We start from the raw sequence: 18,352 nt of genomic DNA, 5'->3' as shown, positions 1-18,352 counted from the left end.
CCGCGGGCGCCGCCGCGGGCGTCAGCGCCTCGGCGCCGCTGGCAACCGTCAGCGGCCGAAGGGCAGCAAACCGAGGCGGAGCCACTCGGACAGGTAGTCGGCGGCGGTCCAGGCGGCGATGAAGCCGGCGCCGACCTGGATCATGCCCATGTTCCACAGGCGAGCGACGCCCTGAGCGCGATGCGACGGGTTGCGTTGGTAGCGGGCCAGCAGTTGCTCGGCGGCGGCGATGGCGCCCTCGATCTGGCGGCGGCTGGGGCGGCGGGTGGTGATGAAGCGCTGCAGCCCCGCGCCCACGCCGCGCCACGCGAGATAGACGATCGTGAGCAGGACCGCGATGCCGAGCAGCGAGCCGAGGCCGCCCAGGCGCCCCTCCATGGACATGATCACCGATCCGCCGGCGAGGAGGATGAACATCAGCGCCATCAGGTTCGTGCCACAGCGCGGATGCACGCGCGGCTTGAGCGCCACCCGCTCGGGCGTCAGCTCGTCGCCGTCCTCGATCGCGTGCACCACCATGTGCTCCGCCGCGTGAGTGCCGGTCAGCGGCGCCAATCGCAGCATGATGAAGAAGATGACGAGCTGCAGCACCAGCAGGGCGAAGCTCCCGTATCCCGCCACCATCGCCCCCGCGTAAAGGTGGTTCACCATCACGTTCTGGTTGAGGGCGAGCGCGAACAGCGGCACCCCGCGCCAGGCTTCGATGGCGAGCGCTGCCAGGGTGCTCAGGAAGCTCGCCGCCACAAACAGCGCCACCAAGGTCATGCCGGTCAGCACCAGCCCCAGATTGCCGGCGCCGCCGCGCACGTGCCCCGTGGTCAGGAACACGCCGAGCGGCGTTGCCAGCCCGCCAACGTGAGGTGGCGTGGTCACCCCGAGCAGGGCCGACATGACGTCGGCGCGCGTCACCACCCCGCGGAAGGCGCCGACCGCGTCCATCACCGGCAGCACGCGCAGACCGGAGGAGGCAAGCAAGTCGCGCACCGCTTCCAGGCTCTGGCCGCTGTACACCGCGACCACGGGCGAGGCCATCGCGCAGCTCACGGGCATGGTGCGCAGAGCCTCGACATCGCCGTGCGCGGCCTCGCGGGTGATGAGGCGCATGATGTCGCCCGCACTGACCATGCCCAGCAGGCGCCCCATGGCGAACACTGGCAGCGCCGGCAGCCCCGCCTGGCGCAAAACCTCCACCGCTCGGCCCAGTCTGTCGCTTGCCTCCAGCGCCCGGCAGGGACGAGCCAGGGTTTCTATCGTCATGTCCGGGGTAACGCGCATCATCTTATTATCTCTCGTTACGGCCGTGGCGGTCCCTCGGCTCCGGCCCCAGGGCCGGCCGCTCACGGCCGGCCGTGGTATGACCGAATTTCGTTGGTCTGCGTCGGGTGGCCCGCAACGTCTCTCCCAGGGGGTAACAATCAACCTGTCCGTTTCCACCCGCCCGCCAGGTCTCTGACAGTTACCCACTTTGCGCTATTGCGCAGGCGAGACTCTTCGCTAACGCGGCTAGGTCGCGGAGCGGCCGCCGTGGCGGCCCTCCGGGCCTAGCCGCTCAGAGTGACAACGGTCTGGTGGTGTCATTCTGAACGGAGCGTGCTCGCGCGAGTCGCGCGGCCGCGCGAAGTGAAGAATCTCGCTGCGGCCTGATCGAAAACTGGGTAACCGTTAGCGCCAGGTCTGCCTTGTCAACGGTGACGCATTATGATAGCATGTTTCCGTTGCGGGGGAAAAGACCACTCGCCACCGCCTTGCCGCCAGCACGGGCAAGACCGCGGCTTTTCAAGAGGAACGACCATGTCTCAGCGCTGCGCCGTTTGCGGAAAAGGCCCCCAGGTGGGGTACAGCATCAGCCACTCTCACATCCGCACCAAGCGGCGCTGGCTGCCCAACCTGCAGCGCGTCAAGGCGGCCGGGCACAAGGGCGCGAAGGTGCTTCGCGTCTGCGCCAAGTGCATCAAGGCGGGCAAGGTGACCCGAGCGCAGCGAGGGTCATCCTGAGCGTGGGCGAGGGCTCTCCGCGGCCGCCCGCCCAGGCCGACGGATTCCTCACTTCACTTCACTTCACTTCACTTCGCTTCGCCGCGTTCATGACATGAATAGTGCGGGCTAACGCCCCTTGCGCGCCCCCGCCGCCGCCAGGCAGGCCTCCACCTCTTGCGGCGTCAGCCGCCGCCACTTGCCGCGCTCCAGCTCCCCCAACTCCAACGGCCCGACGCGTACGCGCTTGAGTGACAGCACCGGGTGACGCACCGCCATCATCATCCGCTTGACCTGGCGCTTGCGCCCCTCGTGAATTCCCAGCTCGACGATCGCCTGATCGTCCCGCTGCTCTATCAACCGCGCGCGCGCCGGGGCGCTGACACCGTCCTCGAGCCGCACCCCGGAGCGCAAGTGCGCGAGGTCCCCCGGTGACGGCACTCCACGCACGCGCGCGAGGTAAACCTTCTCGACCTGGCGCGACGGATGGGTGACGGCGGCGGTGAAATCGCCGTCATTGGTCAGCAGCAGCAGCCCTTCGACGTCCGCGTCCAGGCGCCCCACGGGGTGGGTGCCCAGCGGCGCTTCCGGGATCAGGTCGAGCACCGTGCGCCGCCCGAAGCGATCACTCACCGTGCACAGATACTTCTTGGGCTTGTGCAGCATGAAATACTCGCGCGCCGCCCGGCGCACGGGCGCGCCGTCCACCGCCACCACCTGACGCGCGGGGTCAGCTTTGTCGCCAAGGGTGGCGACCACCCCGTCAACAGTGACCCGTCCGGCGGCGATGAGCTCCTCGCTCTTGCGGCGGGAGGCGACCCCCGCCTGCGACATGTACCTCTGCAGCCGCATGGGACCTACGGCAGTCGTGTTTCCGTTCTCGGCCACGGTGGAATCTCCCGGGTGCGGGCGTGCCGCGGCTGGGCGCGACGCCTGCGGATGATTGATGGGTGATGATGGTGGACGCCTGGCGAGGGCAAAGCAAGCGCTTAGCGCGGACTGGCGCTGGAACGCGGCGCTTGCTGCACAGGTGCCATCTTGACCCGCACACGCCCGGTGCGGTACTTGTACTTCCTGGTCGTCACGGAGTAGCTGCGCACGACCATCGCCGCGGCGAAGAGCGAAAAGACAAGCCACGTGGTTCCCAGGCGGACGCTGGCGAGCACGGAGCGCGGCACCGTCTCGGCGGCGACCAGGTCCACGGCGGTCAGCTCATGGTTGCCCGCCGTCAACACCATGCGTCCCATCTTCTCTCCCGCACTGACCGGGGCGGCGATGCGCGATCTCGTCAGCTCCACCCGCGGAGTGTACCCACGGTTGCTCCACTTCGGCAGCACCAGCATCAGGGTCGCCGCGGGCACCAGCCGCAACTGCGCACGCGCCCCGCCGCGCACCGGCACCGTCAGCGCCGGCTCGCCGCGGCGCGCGAAGCACAGCGCGCGAAAGTCGTGGAAACCGTACTCCAGCAGCGCCGGCGCCTCCTCCCACAAGTCGGGGCTGTCCAGCAACACCGCGATCAGCTGCCATCGGTCGCGGGTGGCGGACGCGACCAGGCATTGCCCCGACTCACGCACGTAACCCGTCTTGACGCCGTCCGCGCTCGGCATCATGCTCAGCAGCTTGTTCTTGTTCACCAGCGCGCGCTCATAATCCTTGCCCGCCCACGGGATGGCGGCCGACTTGGTGCGCACCAGCTCGGCAAATTTCGGCACGCGCAGCGCAACCTGGGTGATGAGGGCGAGGTCGCGGGCGCTCGAGTAGTGCCGCGGGTCATAGAGACCGTTGGGGTTGACGAAGTGGGTGTTGGTCGCGCCCAGCGCTTGCGCCCGCCGGTTCATCAGCTCGACGAACGCCGCCTCACTGCCGGCCACCGCCTCCGCCGCCGCCACGCACGCATCATTCGCCGACTTGACCAGGATCGCGGCCAGCAAATCCTCCAAGCGCAGGTGCTCGCCCGGCTGCAGCCAGATCGAGCTTTGCGGGGTCTGCGCGGCGTGCTTGCTCGCGGCGCACATCATATCCAGCTTGCCGTGTTCGAGGATGATGAGGGCCGTCATGACCTTGGTGGTGCTGGCGATGGGGCGCCGTTCATCGGCGTTTTTCTCATACAGCACCTGTCCGGTTTCGGCGTCCATCAGGATCGCCGCGGAGGCGGCGATGCGCGGTGGCTCCGCGCGCGCAGCCGCCGCCGCGCCGGCGGCGATGAGAGCGGTGACTAGGGCGGTGATGGCTGGTCGCACGTCGGCTCCTTCGGTGCTCGCGGTTGCGCGCCGTGTTGGTCGCACGGCGCCATCGCTGCGGCGTCGTCCTCGATTTCCTCCGCTTCCGTCTCCACCGGTTCTCGTCGTCCCAACCGCTCCAAGTCGGGCAGGTCGTGCACGGAGTTGAGGCCGAAGTGGGTCAGAAACGCCTCGCTGGTGGCGTACTGGATGGGGCGGCCGGGGGTTCGCCGCCGCCCGCACTCCCGCACCAGCTCGTACTGCATCAGCGTGTCCATCACCCCGTCCACGTTGACCCCGCGGATCTCCTCGATCTCCGGGCGTGTCACCGGCTGCTTGTAAGCGACGATGGCCAGCGTCTCCAGCGCCGCGCGGGACAGGCGGAAGCGCTTCGGCTGCAGCAGCTTCGCGATCAGCTCGCCGTACCGCGGTCGCGTCGCCAACTGGAAGCCGCCGGCGACGCTGACGACCCATACCGCGCGCCCCGCGCACTCCCCCCCCAGCCGATCGAGGGCGGCGTTGATCTGCTCCGGCTCGCGCCCGGTGAGCTCACACAGATCCTGCAAGCTCAGCGGGCCGCCCGACATGAACAGCAGCGCCTCCAGACAGCAGCTCAGGTCACCCTCGTCGTCCTCGCGGTGGCTCGCCGGCCCCAACGCCTCAGTGAGTTCCATTGCGGTAGATCCTGATATCGCCGAAGGCGCGCTTCTGCAGCACGCGGATCGCCTGGCGCCGGATCATCTCCAGCACCGCCAGGAAGGTGACGATGACCTCGATGCGGGTGACCATGTCGGGGAACAGACCGAGGAAATCCACGCCCTCGTCGCCCGCCTCGCGCAGGCGCGCGGCGATCTGGGCGATCTTCATCGCCACCGTCACCCGCGGCCGGCGCAGCTCGGCCACCGGCGATTCCCGCGCTCGCTCCAGCACCCGCTGCACCGCGGCCCAGAGGTCGAAAGCGCTGGCCGCGTTGAGCATCAGGTAGCCGCCGTCATCCTCCTCCTGGCCCAGCAGGGAGCGGCTGAAGACCCAGCGCTGGAACTCCGCGCGCTCGCTCAAGGTCGCGGCCGCCTCCTGGTACTTGCGGTACTCGAGCAGCCGCTCCACCAGCGCCGCACGCGGGTCGGCGCCATCCTCGTCCTCGTCGCCGGCCACCGCCGCCCGCGGCAGCAGCAGCTTGGACTTGATCTCGAGCAAGGTCGCCGCCATCACCAGGAACTCGCCGGCGACTTCGAGGTTGAACTGCTCGAGCAGGGCGAGGTAATCGAGGTACTGGGAGGTGATGCGCGCGATGGGGATGTTGTAGATGTCTATCTGCTGGCGATTGATGAGGTGCAACAGCAAGTCGAGGGGCCCCTCGAAGACCGGCAGCCGCACCGGGTGGCCCGTGAAGCAGGCATGAAGCTCCGGCGCGAGCTGGGGCTTAGCGGCGGTGATCATTGCGGCTCTCCTTGCTGCGATTGTGGCTGCGTGAAATGGTCAGCATGTGGTTGCCGGATTGTGCTTGCAGCTTCAGGTGCCTACCGTTATCTTCTCCTCGGGCAGTTTCATCGCCTCTCGCACCAGGGTCATGGTCGCGCGCGCCGCCTTGCGCGCCCGCTCGGCGCCCTGGTGCAGGAGGTCATCCACCAGGCCGGGGGTCCGTTCCAACTGCTGACGGCGCTCGCGAATCGGCGCCAACGCCTCGACGATGGACTGCGCCAGCCGCTGTTTGCAGTCCACACACCCGATAGCGGCGCCCCTGCAGTCGGACGCGATCTGGCGTGTCAGCTCGGTCTCGGTGTAGATGGAGTGGTAGGTGAATACCGGGCATACGTCGGGGTGCCCCGCGTCACTGCGATAGGCCCGCGCCGGATCGGTGAACATGCGCTTGACCTTGGCGCGAATGGATTCCGGCTCCTCGGCCACGTATATCAGGTTGTCGTAGGACTTGCTCATCTTGCGCCCGTCGAGGCCGGGCAGCACCGCGTTTGCCGTTATCTTCGCGGCGGGTTCCGGAAACACCTCCCCGTAAAGATGGTTGAAACGCCGCGCGATCTCGCGCGTGAGCTCGAGGTGCGGAAGCTGGTCCTGCCCCACCGGCACCGTATCCGCCCGGTAGAGCATAATGTCGGCCGCCATCAGCACCGGGTAGCCGAGCAGACCGTAGCCCGGCGCGGCGCCGTGGAGATCGTCTACCTTCTCCTTGTAGGTCGGCACCCGCTCCAGCCACCCCACCGGGGTGACCATGGACAACAGCAGGTGCAGCTCGGCGTGCTCACGAACGTGGGACTGCACCAGAACGGTCGCGCGCTCGGGATCAATGCCGGCGGCGATGAAGTCCATGGCCATCTCGCGGACGCGCTCGGCGAGCTGCGAGGTGTCCTCGCAATCGGTGGTCAGGGCGTGCAGGTCAACGATGCCGCAGTAGAGCTCGTAGTCGTCCTGCAACGCCACCCAGTTGCGCAGCGCCCCCTCGAGGTTGCCCAGGTGCAGCCGCCCGGTGGGGCGCATGCCGCTGAAGATGACGCCCTGCTTCAATCTACCCTCCGACGCATGTGCAGCGGATTATAGCACAGCCCCGCAGCCCGCGACAACCTGCGGCGCAACCCGGCGTCAGGTCGGCGGCTTCAGCGCCGACGGCAGGCAATCAATGAGGTCGCCCGCGACCAGGCAGCGCTGGCCGCGATCACGGGCGGCATGGTCGCCCGCCAGGCCGTGGAAGAACGCCGCCGCGCTCGCGGCATCGCCGGCCTCGCACCCCTGCCCCAGCAGCGCGCCGATCATCCCCGCCAGCACGTCGCCGGTGCCCCCGGAAGCCATGCCGGGGTTGCCGGTGGGATTGATCCGCGCGCGGTCCCCCGGTTCCGCGATGATGGTTCTCGCCCCCTTGAGCAGGATCACGCAGCCCAAGTCGGCCGCCGCGCGCCGGGCGACGCCCAGACGATCGCCTTGCACTTGCGCGGCCGTCAGGCCCACCAGTCTCCCCATCTCGCCCGGGTGCGGCGTGCACACCGTCGGTGCGCGTCGGCGCCGGAGCAGTTCACCCTGGCCGGCCAGCGCGTTGAGCCCGTCGGCGTCCAGCACCAGCGGTCGCTGGATCGCCGGCACGAGATCCCGGATCAAGCTCGCCGTTTCCTCATGGCGCGACAGCCCCGGCCCCAGAACCACCGCGTCGGCGCCATGCGCCAAATCGAGTGCGGCCGCATAGGCTGCCCTCGCGAGCGTATGTTCCGGCGTCTCAGGCAGGGGGCGCGTCATGGCTTCGGTCAGCTTCACTTCCATGATGTCGTTCACGCTTGCCGGCACGCCCAGGGTCACCAGCCCCGCACCCATGCGCAGGGCTGCCATCGAGCTCAGCGCCGCCGCCCCCGTCATGCCCACGGACCCGGCGATAACCGCCACCCGGCCGCGGTCGCCCTTGTGCGCGTCCAGCCGCGGCGCCGGCAGCGCCGCCTGCGCCCACTCGCGTTCGATTAGCTCGGCCGCGCACGGCGAGTCCGCGATCACGTCCGCCGGAAAGCCGATGTCGGCCACCATCACCGCCCCCGCGTGCGCTATCCCCTCCCCCAGCAGCAGCCCCAGCTTGGGCAGGCCCATCGTCACCGTGTGGTCCGCCGCGACCGCGCGCCCGCATACAGCCCCGGTGTCGGCGTTGATGCCTGAAGGCACATCCACGGCGACCACCAAGCACTTTCCCTCGCGGCGCAGGTCATTGATGAGGTCCACCATCTCGCCAACGACACCGGTGACTTCGCCGCTCATGCCCGTGCCCAGGAGCGCATCCACGATAACCTCCGCCCCCGCCGCTGTGCGCAAGGCACCGGGCCCCATCTGCGTCGCTTCCGCTATCGCAACGCCGCCGCTGCCCGCTGCCGCCAGGTAATGCGCCGCATCGCCGGTGACTTCCGTCGCTCGCGCCGCGAGGATCACCCGCACCTCCATGCCCCGTTGCGCGAGGTGGCGCGCCGCCACGAAGCCATCGCCACCGTTATTGCCCTTGCCGGCGAAAATGGCCGCGCTCGCGCCGGTGGGCGCGGCCACCGCGTGGCGCACCAGATCGGCGACCGCCCGCCCCGCGTTCTCCATCAACTCGCGGCCGGCGATGCCCCGTTCCGCGATCGTCCGGCGGTCAATCTCCCGCATCTGCGCGGCGGTCACAACCTTCATTCCCGACTCCTGTGGGCGACCGCGACCGCCATCGCGATGTCGCCGCTGTGAGACAGCGAAACCATCACCCGCCGCCCCGCAGCCGCCGCCCGGGTGCGGCCCGACAGCGCCACCCTTGGCGGCCCCCCCGCGCCGATGATCTCGATCTCCCGCCACCGCACGCCGATTTGCAGCGCCTTCGCCACCGCTTCTTTCGCCGCGAACCGAGCGGCGAAATGCTGACCCGGGCGGCGACAGCGGTTGCTGTACTCCCGTTCGGCGGGGCTGAAGCATCGCTGCTCGAGGCGCGGCTGGCGACCTAGTGCCGCCTCCAGGCGGCTGATCTCGATGACGTCTATGCCGATTCCGGTGGTGTCAGCGCCGATGGCGCGCCTCCCACTGCTCCCAGGTCCGCGGGCGCGGACATGGGGCTGGTGTTGCTGGCGGCATCCACCGCCGCCACCGCGTACCGGCAGCCCCCTGGCGGCGGATCGTCGTCGGTGTATGACGACCAGGCGCACAGGGCGCCGCTCACGTTGCGCCAACCGTGGTCCTCGGTGCGATAGACGCAGTAGCCCGCGAGGTCATCATCCACACATGGCTGCCATTGCAGCCGTGCCCCCTGCGCGGTGCGCACAACCGCCAGGCCCTGCGGCTGCCCAGGCGGGAAGCCGTCGGGCCCGGGCTCGCCGCGGATGCGATACTCGGCGGTTCCCGCGCGCACCTCGATCGCGGTCGCTCCCGCATTCAGCGGCCCCAGTGACTTCTTTCCGCGCCAGGCAGTGCCCTGCGAGAAATCGGTTGCCACCTGTAAGGTGAAGGGCCGGTCGGCCTCGGTGCGGATGACGTAATCCCGTCCCGGCGCGCGCGCCGCGGACCTGACCGACACGGTGTGATCCCCAAAGCGCAGGTTCTGGATGCCGTGGCGGGCGCTCACACGCGGTGTCCACCGCAGCGTGCCAGTGCGCGCGTCTGCGCTCAAACCCAGCACCGCCTCGATGATCGCGGCGATGACCCCGGCGTGAGGCGCCGTCGCGCCCGGCTCCGTCATCAAGGCGCGCAGGTGTTCGAGCGCAACCGTCCTTGCCAGACCGGGTCGCCCCGCCGCCAGCAGAGCGCGCACGACGACGTAGGTTGCCGTCATGTCTTCGCCGCTCGGGGAACGGCGCAGCATCCACTCGGCGAGATGGCCGATTACGGCGTCGGCGCGCTGTGGTGGAACGACCCCGGCGAGCAAAGGCCACGCCTGGGCCAGGGCCGGCGTCTCGGCGGTGCCATTCTCGTTGTATGCGCGGCCGGCGGCGGCCCACAACTCGCGGTTGATCCCCTGCGTCAACTCGGCGTGTTCGGCGGCGAACGCCGCGGCGTCATCATGGCATTCGAGTTCGCGCGCCATCAGCGACAGGCGGTGCGCGTCCAGCGCCATCTGCGACGACAGGACCACTCGCGTGGGCGTCGCCCGGTCGAGATGGTAGAGGCCGTCGGCGCTGCGATGGTTCTCCACCATCCACCGATGAAAGCGCGCGACCACGGGCAGCACCCGCGCCAGCCGCGCGCGATCTCCGCCGACCAGGTAGATGTCCCATTCCGCCCATGCCCAGACGGGCGCCGATGGAGTCTGCCGCGGCATGGGCATGCGCTGACCAGGCAGGACACCGGCCGCGTATTTCGCATCTTGCGCGGCGAGCGCCGTCCCGTCGTCGGCGCCGGTGGTGGGTATGAGGGTGAGTTGGGGATCGTGCAGCCGCTCCCACGCTCCCTGCCACGCGCTCCAGTAGAGCCTGGTCAAGGCGCGCTCGGGAGACACCAGGCCGGGGAGGCGGCTGCGCGGCAAGACCGCCCTGCGGCGAGAAGCCGCACCCAGGCCCAACAGGGGAATCGCAGCCGCTGCGGCTGCGGCGATTGAGGCTAGCTCCACCGCTTGCGATTCCGCGTACCGGGGGGCGACCCCCGGGGAGTGGCGCCGGACATCAGTCGGGCGCTCTGCTTCATTCGGCGGCGGGCGCGCTTATCCCTTTTCCGCGGCCGGTCGCGATGCGCAGCCGCCCGGCGAGAGGCGGCAATGTGCCGCAGCTCCTGCGAAGTGGCAATAAGTGCCCACCGATGACGCCGAAAAATGCGGCGCGGTGACGCGCTGAGGGTTAGCGGGCCTGACGTCTGTGGTAGAATAGAATCTGAAGGGCCGGCGGCGTGGCCCGCGCCGAGGAACGTGTTATGCTCTCGCTCAGCAAAGGCATCCTGCAGCAGATCATCGCGCACGCCGAACGCGCCTATCCCGCCGAGTCGTGCGGCATCCTGGTGGGCCGCCGCGAGCACGCGCGAACGGTTACCGTTGCCTACCCCGCCGCCAACGTTAGCCGCGACGGCCGTCGCGACCGCTACGAGATTGACCCCGCCGAGATCTACCGCGTGGCGCGCGCGACCATGGGTACCGAGGAGCAGATCATCGGCTTCTACCATTCCCACCCGAGGTTTCCGCCGCACCCGTCGGTGCACGACGCCGCCAAGGCGTGGCCCTACTACTCCTACCTCATTGTCTCCATCCGCAACGGCGGCGGCAATGGCGACAGCGTCTCCCTGCGCTCGTGGGTGTGGCAGAACGGCAAGGGCGAGTTCCGCGAGGAGCCGGTGGAGGTCAATCTGCAGGCCGCGCCTGCCGGCGCAGCGCCGTGAGCGCTGCGCCGGGATTCACGCGGGCGGTGCATGCGAACGCCCCCCATCTTCACGCCTGGCTGACGCCTTGCGGCTCAGGCTTGCGGCCGCATCTGCGGGAAGAGGATGACGTCACGGATGGAGGGGGAATCGGTGAGCAGCATCACCAGGCGGTCAATGCCGATGCCCAGGCCCCCCGTCGGCGGCATCCCGTATTCCAGCGCGCGCACGTAGTCTTCGTCCATGGGATGGGCTTCCTCGTCGCCCGCCGCGCGCGCGCGCGCCTGCTCCTCGAAGCGGCGGTGCTGGTCTATGGGGTCGTTGAGCTCGGTGAAGGCGTTGCCCAACTCGCGTCCCGCGACGAACGGCTCGAACCGCTCCACCAGGTCGGGGTTGCCGGGCTTGCGCTTGGCCAGGGGCGAGATCGCGGTCGGGTAGTCCACCACGAACGTCGGCTGGATGAGATGCGGCTCCACCCGCGCCTCGAAGATGTTGTTGACCAGCGTGGTTAGCCGCAGATCCGCTCCCGCGGGCAGCCCCAGCTCGCCGCACAACGCCCGCGCTGAGTCGGCCTCCATCAGCCGCTGCGGGTCGGCGCCGGTGCGCTCGGCGATGGCGTCGAGCAGGCCGATGCGTCTCCAGGGCGGGCTCAGGTCCACCTGCCGCCCCTGGTAGGTCAGGCTCAGGTCGCCCAGCACCTCCCCGCACACGTGGGCAATCAACTCCTCGGTCAGCTTCATCATGTCGTTGTAGTCGGCGTACGCTTGATAGACCTCGAGCATGGTGAACTCGGGGTTGTGGCGCGTCGAAACGCCCTCGTTGCGAAAGCTGCGGTTGACCTCGTAGATCTTCTCGAACCCGCCGACGATCAGGCGCTTGAGGTAGAGCTCGGGGGCGACGCGCAAGTAGAGGTCGAGGTCCAGCGCGTTGTGGTGAGTGATGAACGGCTTGGCCGCGCCGCCGCCGGGGATGGCCTGCATCATCGGCGTTTCGACCTCGAGGAAACCGCGGCCGTCGAGGAAGCGCCGGATCTCGCGGATGACCTGGCTGCGCACGATGAAGGTGCGGCGAACCTCGGGGTTGATGATGAGGTCCACGTAGCGCCGGCGATAGCGGATCTCCGTATCCTTCAGCCCGTGCCACTTGTCCGGCAGCGGGCGTAGGGACTTCGACAACACCTCCAGGCGCTCCGCCGCCACGGTGATCTCGCCGCTGCGGGTGGTCATGACCTCGCCCGCGACCCCCAGGAAGTCGCCGATGTCAACTTCCTCCAGCAGCGCGAAGCTCTCCGCCCCCAGCCGGTCGAGCTTGCAGAAGATCTGGATGGTGCCGGAGATGTCGGCGAGGTCGCCGAAGGCCGCCTTGCCGTGGGTGCGCAGGGACCTCAGGCGCCCGGCGACCGTTACCTGTCGGCCCTCGAGCTCGCAGTAACCCTCCACCACCTCGCGCGCCAGGTGCGTGCGCTCGAAGCGGGTGATGGCAAAGGGGTCGCGGCCGAGCTCGCGCAGGCGCTCGAGCTTGAGGCGGCGCTGACGGACAAGCTCGTGTTCTTCGTCGCTCACGGCAGGCTATGTTAAACGCAAGGGCCGGCGATACCTGCCGGCCCTCACTGAAACCGTTAGCGCGACGGCACCGCGGCCCACTGCTTACTCTGAACCATCGCTCTGGCAAACGGGTTCGCCGATGAGCGCTCATGGGGCCCGCAGCCGCGTCGTATCAGTTCTTCACATCAACGATCGTGTACGATACCGCGCCGGCCGGCGCCGTCACCTTGACCTTATTGCCCTTGGAGTGCCCGACCAGAGCCTGGCCCACCGGCGACTGGTAGGAAATGCGATGGTTGCCGGGGTCCGCCTCGACCGGCCCGACGATGCGATACTCGATCTTCTTACCAGCCTGGTCCTTGAGCTTGACGACCGAGCCCAGGCGCACCTCGTCGGCGGGCCCCTCGCTGCGCTCGATCACCGAGGCGTTTTGGAGCAGCCGCTGAAGTTCCAGGATTCTGCCCTCGACGTGGGCCTGCTCGGTCTTGGCTTCCTCGAACTCGGCGTTGCCTTCGAGGTCACCGAACTGCTTGGCCTCGCGGATCCGATTTGCCACCTGCTTGCGCTCCACCGTCTTCAGGTGCTCCAGCTCATCCAGGAGCTTCGTGTAGCCCTCGCGAGTGACTGCCAGGCTTTGCTGCATTTCGTCGTAGGTGCTCTGGTCCATGCGACGCCCTCCCGGACTGCCCCGCGGCACCTCCGTGGAGCCTCATTCTACATGTAAGCGGAAGGCTGGCTGTATGCCAACCTTCCGCCGGAATAAGCTAGCCCCGGTGCCTACAGGCATCAGGGCTTGGCTGCCATCCTCAATTACCAGGTTATATATACCACAAACCGGCCGTGATTGTCAACCGCAACGCCCACGTCCGCTCAACAATCTGACCAAAGAAGAATGCTCACACCCAGCCCCTCAGGAGCCTGCAAAGGGCTTGACAGGTCGCGGCGAGGTCGGTTATGTTGCTAGCGCGCGAGCCGGGGCGCAGGCTGTCGGCAGTCATACGCTCTTTCGCAGTCCTCCCCGTCTCCCCTCCCTTCTTTCGTTGCTCTAGGGAGCCGCAGTGGGTTTCCACCTGCGTGGGGCGGCTGCCGCGAAGCCGTACATTCGGGCGCCGCGCTCGCATTGGCGGCAGCCATGGGGTATAGGTGGCAACCGGGTAGGCCGGAATGCACCGGGCCGACTCATCCGGGCACCAGGCCGCGACGCCGTTCCCAGACAATGGCGCGCGGCCTGTCGTCGTTTTCCGGGCCGGCGCGCAGGCATACCACTTCGATCGGCTAAGAGCCTATCCGAAAGACCGGCTGACTGTCATCCCGAGCGGCAGCGAGGGATCTCGTTCCGAACCGAGATTCCTCACTTCCCCCTTCGCCGATGCTACGGGGGACAAGTCGTTCGGAATGACATGCCCGTGGAGTGTGAATCTTAGGATAGGCTCTCATGCCGGTCCAGCCGACGGCAGCCATGCGGCCGAAGGTTGTAGCTATTACTGACCCTGGGCGACCTCGCCCTTTCCGCGTTTGCTTGACCCCTCATTGAGGCGGTTGCTATAATCCAACGCGCATGTAGTGCGGCGCGCGTGATTGGGCACCGCACGCTGTGCCCCTACCATCGAGGATCGGAGGTTTCCATGACTTATGACGTGACCGATGCCGGTTTGGCCGAGCAGGGCCGCCTGCGCGCGGAATGGGCGGGGCGCGAAATGCCGGTGCTCAAGCTGCTCACAGAGCGCTTTACTCGCGAGCAGCCGCTGACGGGCGTGCGCATCGGCGCCTGCCTGCACGTTACCACCGAGACCGTCAACTTGATGCACGTGCTCAAGGCGGCGGGGGCGGAGCCCGCGTTGTGCGCGTCGAATCCGCTGTCCACCCAGGATGACGCCGCCGCCTATCTCGCGGTCGCCGCGGGGGTGCCCACCTTCGCGCGCAAGGGCGAGGACGAGAAAACCTACTACCAGCATATAGACGCCGTGCTCGACCTGAAGCCACAGATCACGATAGACGACGGCGCGGATTTCACGTACATCCTCCACACCAAGCGCAAGGACTTGCTGGCGAACGTCATCGGCGGCTGCGAGGAGACCACCACCGGCGTCATTCGCCTGCGCAACATGGCGCGCGACGGGGCGCTCGCCTATCCCATCATCGCGGTCAATGATGCGAACACGAAGCACCTCTTCGACAACCGCTACGGCACCGGGCAGAGCTCGCTCGACGGCATTCTGCGCGCCACCAACCTGCTCATCGCCGGCAAGCGCTTTGTCGTCGCCGGCTACGGCCTGTGCGGGCGCGGGGTGGCGTTGCGGGCGCGCGGCATGGGGGCGCATGTCATCGTCACCGAGGTTGATCCCCTGCGCGCGCTGGAGGCGACCATGGACGGCTACCAGGTGCTGCCCATGGCGCAGGCCGCGCGCGTGGGCGACATCTTCATTACCGTCACCGGCGACACGGGCATCATCCGCGCCGAGCACTTCGAGGTGATGCGCGACGGCGCGGTGCTGTGCAACACCGGGCACTTCAACGTCGAGATCAATCTCCCCCAACTGGCGGCGATGGCGCGCGCGCGCCGGCGCGTGCGCGAGTTCGTGGAGGAGTTCGAGCTAGCGGACGGGCGGCGGCTGTACCTGCTGGGCGACGGGCGGCTGATCAACCTGGCGGCGGCCGAGGGGCACCCCTCGAGCGTGATGGACATGAGCTTCGCCAACCAGGCCATGTCGTGCGTCCATCTCGCACAGCACGGGCGCGAGCTGACCAAAGCGGTGCACTCGGTGCCGCGCGAGATTGACGAAGAGATCGCCCGCCTCAAGCTGGCGGCGATGGGGGTGGAGATAGACGCCCTAACCCCGGAGCAGGAGAAGTACCTGGCGGCGTGGGAGGAAGGGACCTGAGAACGGGCGGAAATATGAAGGACCGCGCTTTGCTCCGTTTTCTGGCTCATCCCGACAAACGCTGACGAATCGAGATGACGGGGTTCGGACGCTGGATGGCGGCCAGAGTCCAGGCGAGGTGAGGATAGCACGCTGGGATCTCACGGGAAGGGGGTTCTGCCTTGAGTGCTGACAGTGGGGGTCGTCTGTATTGTCTTGCGCGGGTAGTGTGCTTGGCGGCAGTCATTGCAGTCGCGACGAGCGGGGCCTGGGCCTACGAGGTCGCGCCCGATGTTGTCATCAGACAACTCACCAGAGACGGGAAGTCCTATACCGAGCGCGGCGCGGGGTTCGCCCCCAAGGGTGATCTTGTGGTCTTCTACCGCACGGTCAGCAAGTCGGATCGCGAGCTGTGCGTCATGAACGGCGATGGCTCCGACTCACGCGCCATCAGCGCCGTTGGCTGGCCGATGCTTGCCGGCTGGTCGCCTGATGGGACGAAGATCGGTTACGTCTTCGCGAACAAGAACGAAGACCAGAGCGACGCGTGCGTCTGCGTGTACGATCTCGCCACTGGCGACACCAAGCGCATCATGGGCGGCTATCAGCGCGGTGATTTCGGCGCGGGGGGCGATGCGCCGCCGATTTGGGCCCCGGATGGCCAGCATCTCGCCTACCAGATTCGCGACCGCCAGCGCGGGAAATGGTTCTTATGGGTCTTTCCTGCCGACGGTACGGAGCCGGTGCGCATTGGCGGCAATCTATTCGGGACAACAGCCTACGACAGCAATGGCTCTTGGTCGCCCGACAGCAAGCAGATCACCTTTGCCGCACGTCCCGCGCCGTCCACGACACCGGAGATCTGGCGCTCCAACATAGACGGCACCGGCTTATTCCAGGTTACGAACGACCACCGCAGCTGCGGCGAGCCGAAATGGTCCCCCGATGGCGAGTGGATTGTTTTCTTCTCCGCCAAGGACCGGTACCCGGACGAAGTCAGGATGGGCTCGAAGTGGGACATCCTTCTTGTGCGCCCTGACGGCACGGACGAGCACACCATCGTCTCAGGCGCAAGCCACTCGACCGCGGGTAGGGGCACGTTCGTCCATCCCTCCTGGGCCCCCGACCAGAGCTACATCATCTGCCATGGCGTGATTCAGGATGAGGCCTGGGGCTACAAGGGCACGTTCCTTATTGACTGGCGAGAGGGAAAGTGGCGGCGCATTCTGGGGACCCCGGTCGGCGCTCGCAACCTGAGCGAGGATCACGACTGGTGGATTTCACCGGATTCCAAGAGGGTCTTTCGCCATGGGCTGACGTACGTCCTACGGGGGACGGGAGACCAAGCACAGAAGACCGACCCGGGAGATGCGCTCGAGGTCTATGAGACGACCACTGAACAGGTCAATCGGCTGCTATCGTGCCGCCAGGGAAAGGACCCGTACTACATCTACTATGAGTGCGAGTCCTGGGCCCCCGACAGCGAGCGGATACTCTTCTGCCAGGCCAAGGTCATCAGTTGGCAGCAGCAGCAGTACGAGCCGGACCTGTATGTGCTGACGCTCCCGAAGACGGAGGAGAGGTTGGCGGTAAAGGGCACTGCGCCTGGCAGCGGGTCATCCGCTCCGTCGGTGACGCCTGCGCCCCCCGCCCCCGAGACCGTGGTCGCGCCTTCGACTGCAACTGCGCCGGCGACCGGCGCCATCAACGGCCAACTGATCCGCCCTAAGTACCTGACCACCGAGCAGGCCCTGGCGTGCTTGCCCGAGGAGTACCGGAGCTACTGCCGCACCGAGCCGGAGCGCAACCTGCTAATCTGCGTCGGGGCCGCTGACAAGGCCGAGCAGATTCGCGCATACCTCGCGGCCCTCGACACCCCGGCACCCCAGGTGACGATGGACGTGCTGGTGACCGAGATGTCCAAGGACGCCAGCCGCGACCTGGGGCTGGACTGGAGCTATGCCAAGGGGCGCTTCGGCGGCTTGCTGCCCATCGGCGACTTGGGGCCGGGGCAGATATTCTACCAGGGCGTGGGCAAGCTCGACCGCAAGTTCTACGTCAACCTGAATGCGCTGGAGCAGAAGGGCGACGTGACCATTCGCGCCAATCCGCGGCTGGTCGCCCTCAGCGGTCGGGTTGCCACCATCAACATCCGGCGCACCAAATACTACTTCTACACCCAGGGCTACGACCAGTACGGCCGCCCCATCATCCAGCAGAGCGACATCTCGGCGGACATTATCGGCAAGATCACGCCTCGCGCCCTGGGGGACGGGCATATCCTGGTGGACGTCGAGGTGGCAGTCGGCAACTTCACGTTCACCGGGACGAGCACTTTGCCGGATGTGACCAGCCGCAATGCGACCACCAGCGTCATGGTCAGCGAGGGCGAAACCATCATGATCGGTGGGCTTATGCTGCGCCAGGATACGAAGTCGTCCAAGAAGACTCCGCTGCTGGGCGACCTGCCGCTCATCGGCCAGCTCTTCCGCAGCACCCACCAGAAGACCGAGGAAAGCGTCCTCGCAATCTTCGTTACCCCACGGCTTGGGGCGGAAGTAGCACAGCCGGCAACTATCCCAGGGCTCGCCTCCATGTCTCTGCCGGCACTGGGCGGAAGCACGGACGTTCACGGGCCAGACGCCAAGCAGTGAGTGCTGATCAGGAGGCGATCGCGGCACCTGGGGAAGGGCGGACTCTGCGGTCTAAGGCTGACGGCGTACGGACCACGGACTACGATTCATGGATGCTGCCCGGGCGCTGGTCATCGGCATACTCGCCGCGTTACTGGCCTACGTGCTGCCATGGGCGTGGCTGCGGGTGGCGGCGCGCGCGGGGTGGCGCAAGCTCCCCCACGCGCGCACGGTGCGCATCATCTCCGGCACCGGCGTGTTGGTCGCATTCGTCGCACCCCTGCTTCTGCTCGCCCCCGATCCCGCCGTGCGCGCGGTCATCGCGTCATGCGCCATGGTGT

General features: G+C 67.7%; 16 protein-coding genes. 5 read left to right on the top strand and 11 right to left on the bottom strand.

Annotated elements, in window-relative coordinates:
* Positions 1-48: 48 nt before the first annotated feature.
* Entirely contained in the window at positions 49-1,278 is a 1,230-nt protein-coding gene (locus tag VM221_04065) for a DUF1385 domain-containing protein (protein ID HUT73997.1), read from the bottom strand.
* A gap of 513 nt (positions 1,279-1,791) precedes the next feature.
* Between VM221_04065 and rpmB the strand changes: the two genes are divergently transcribed.
* Positions 1,792-1,995 carry a 50S ribosomal protein L28 gene (gene rpmB, locus VM221_04060; protein ID HUT73996.1) on the top strand — a complete coding sequence of 68 codons (204 nt, stop codon included), beginning with the start codon at positions 1,792-1,794 and terminating at the stop codon, positions 1,993-1,995.
* Between the two features lie 108 nt (positions 1,996-2,103).
* On the opposite strand, the gene VM221_04055 is transcribed toward rpmB, so the two are convergent.
* The 8 genes from VM221_04055 to VM221_04020 form a co-directional block, all read right to left on the bottom strand.
* Positions 2,104-2,862: a pseudouridine synthase gene (locus tag VM221_04055; GenBank protein ID HUT73995.1), complete on the bottom strand. Its 759-nt coding sequence runs from the start codon at positions 2,860-2,862 to the stop codon at positions 2,104-2,106.
* Between the two features lie 101 nt (positions 2,863-2,963).
* Complete coding sequence (locus VM221_04050) at positions 2,964-4,214, bottom strand: D-alanyl-D-alanine carboxypeptidase family protein (GenBank protein HUT73994.1); 1,251 nt, start codon at positions 4,212-4,214, stop codon at positions 2,964-2,966.
* Positions 4,190-4,867 carry an SMC-Scp complex subunit ScpB gene (scpB, locus tag VM221_04045; protein ID HUT73993.1) on the bottom strand — a complete coding sequence of 226 codons (678 nt, stop codon included), beginning with the start codon at positions 4,865-4,867 and terminating at the stop codon, positions 4,190-4,192. Before scpB ends, VM221_04050 begins: the two co-directional genes overlap by 25 nt.
* Positions 4,854-5,633, bottom strand: a complete 780-nt coding sequence (locus VM221_04040; GenBank protein ID HUT73992.1) for a segregation/condensation protein A — start codon at positions 5,631-5,633, stop codon at positions 4,854-4,856. Before VM221_04040 ends, scpB begins: the two co-directional genes overlap by 14 nt.
* 72 nt (positions 5,634-5,705) lie before the next feature.
* Positions 5,706-6,713 carry a tryptophan--tRNA ligase gene (trpS, locus tag VM221_04035; protein ID HUT73991.1) on the bottom strand — a complete coding sequence of 336 codons (1,008 nt, stop codon included), beginning with the start codon at positions 6,711-6,713 and terminating at the stop codon, positions 5,706-5,708.
* Positions 6,714-6,788: 75 nt separating this feature from the next.
* Positions 6,789-8,342, bottom strand: coding sequence for an NAD(P)H-hydrate dehydratase (locus VM221_04030; GenBank protein ID HUT73990.1), 1,554 nt, complete (start codon positions 8,340-8,342; stop codon positions 6,789-6,791).
* A complete protein-coding gene (locus VM221_04025; GenBank protein HUT73989.1) occupies positions 8,339-8,656 on the bottom strand; it encodes a 4'-phosphopantetheinyl transferase superfamily protein in 318 nt (105 codons plus the stop codon). Before VM221_04025 ends, VM221_04030 begins: the two co-directional genes overlap by 4 nt.
* A gap of 20 nt (positions 8,657-8,676) precedes the next feature.
* Entirely contained in the window at positions 8,677-10,239 is a 1,563-nt protein-coding gene (locus tag VM221_04020; GenBank protein HUT73988.1) for a hypothetical protein, read from the bottom strand.
* A 296-nt stretch (positions 10,240-10,535) separates the two neighbouring features.
* Here VM221_04020 and VM221_04015 point away from each other — a divergent pair, with 296 nt between their 5' ends.
* Positions 10,536-10,994, top strand: a complete 459-nt coding sequence (locus VM221_04015; GenBank protein HUT73987.1) for a M67 family metallopeptidase — start codon at positions 10,536-10,538, stop codon at positions 10,992-10,994.
* Between the two features lie 74 nt (positions 10,995-11,068).
* On the opposite strand, the gene lysS is transcribed toward VM221_04015, so the two are convergent.
* A complete protein-coding gene (gene lysS, locus VM221_04010) occupies positions 11,069-12,535 on the bottom strand; it encodes a lysine--tRNA ligase (GenBank protein HUT73986.1) in 1,467 nt (488 codons plus the stop codon).
* A gap of 154 nt (positions 12,536-12,689) precedes the next feature.
* Entirely contained in the window at positions 12,690-13,184 is a 495-nt protein-coding gene (gene greA / locus VM221_04005; GenBank protein HUT73985.1) for a transcription elongation factor GreA, read from the bottom strand.
* Positions 13,185-14,142: 958 nt separating this feature from the next.
* Here greA and ahcY point away from each other — a divergent pair.
* The 3 genes from ahcY to VM221_03990 form a co-directional block, all read left to right on the top strand.
* Entirely contained in the window at positions 14,143-15,399 is a 1,257-nt protein-coding gene (gene ahcY, locus VM221_04000; GenBank protein HUT73984.1) for an adenosylhomocysteinase, read from the top strand.
* 212 nt (positions 15,400-15,611) lie between these two features.
* Positions 15,612-18,032 carry a hypothetical protein gene (locus VM221_03995; GenBank protein ID HUT73983.1) on the top strand — a complete coding sequence of 807 codons (2,421 nt, stop codon included), beginning with the start codon at positions 15,612-15,614 and terminating at the stop codon, positions 18,030-18,032.
* 88 nt (positions 18,033-18,120) lie between these two features.
* A partial coding sequence (locus VM221_03990) for a hypothetical protein (GenBank protein HUT73982.1) occupies positions 18,121-18,352 on the top strand: 232 nt, incomplete at its 3' end.

This window comes from Armatimonadota bacterium (assembly GCA_035527535.1).
Lineage (GTDB): Bacteria > Armatimonadota > Hebobacteria.
The sequence above is the reverse complement of the archived record's forward strand: the minus strand, read 5'-3'. Positions and strand labels throughout refer to the sequence as shown.

Bases quoted from the DNA above. Each gene is read 5' to 3' on its own strand.
- VM221_04065 (HUT73997.1), bottom strand. From the start codon at position 1,278: ATGATGCGCGTTACCCCGGACATGACGATAGAAACCCTGGCTCGTCCC.
- rpmB (HUT73996.1), top strand. From the start codon at position 1,792: ATGTCTCAGCGCTGCGCCGTTTGCGGAAAAGGCCCCCAGGTGGGGTAC.
- scpB (HUT73993.1), bottom strand. From the start codon at position 4,867: ATGGAACTCACTGAGGCGTTGGGGCCGGCGAGCCACCGCGAGGACGAC.
- VM221_04040 (HUT73992.1), bottom strand. From the start codon at position 5,633: ATGATCACCGCCGCTAAGCCCCAGCTCGCGCCGGAGCTTCATGCCTGC.
- VM221_04030 (HUT73990.1), bottom strand. From the start codon at position 8,342: ATGAAGGTTGTGACCGCCGCGCAGATGCGGGAGATTGACCGCCGGACG.
- VM221_04015 (HUT73987.1), top strand. From the start codon at position 10,536: ATGCTCTCGCTCAGCAAAGGCATCCTGCAGCAGATCATCGCGCACGCC.
- greA (HUT73985.1), bottom strand. From the start codon at position 13,184: ATGGACCAGAGCACCTACGACGAAATGCAGCAAAGCCTGGCAGTCACT.
- ahcY (HUT73984.1), top strand. From the start codon at position 14,143: ATGACTTATGACGTGACCGATGCCGGTTTGGCCGAGCAGGGCCGCCTG.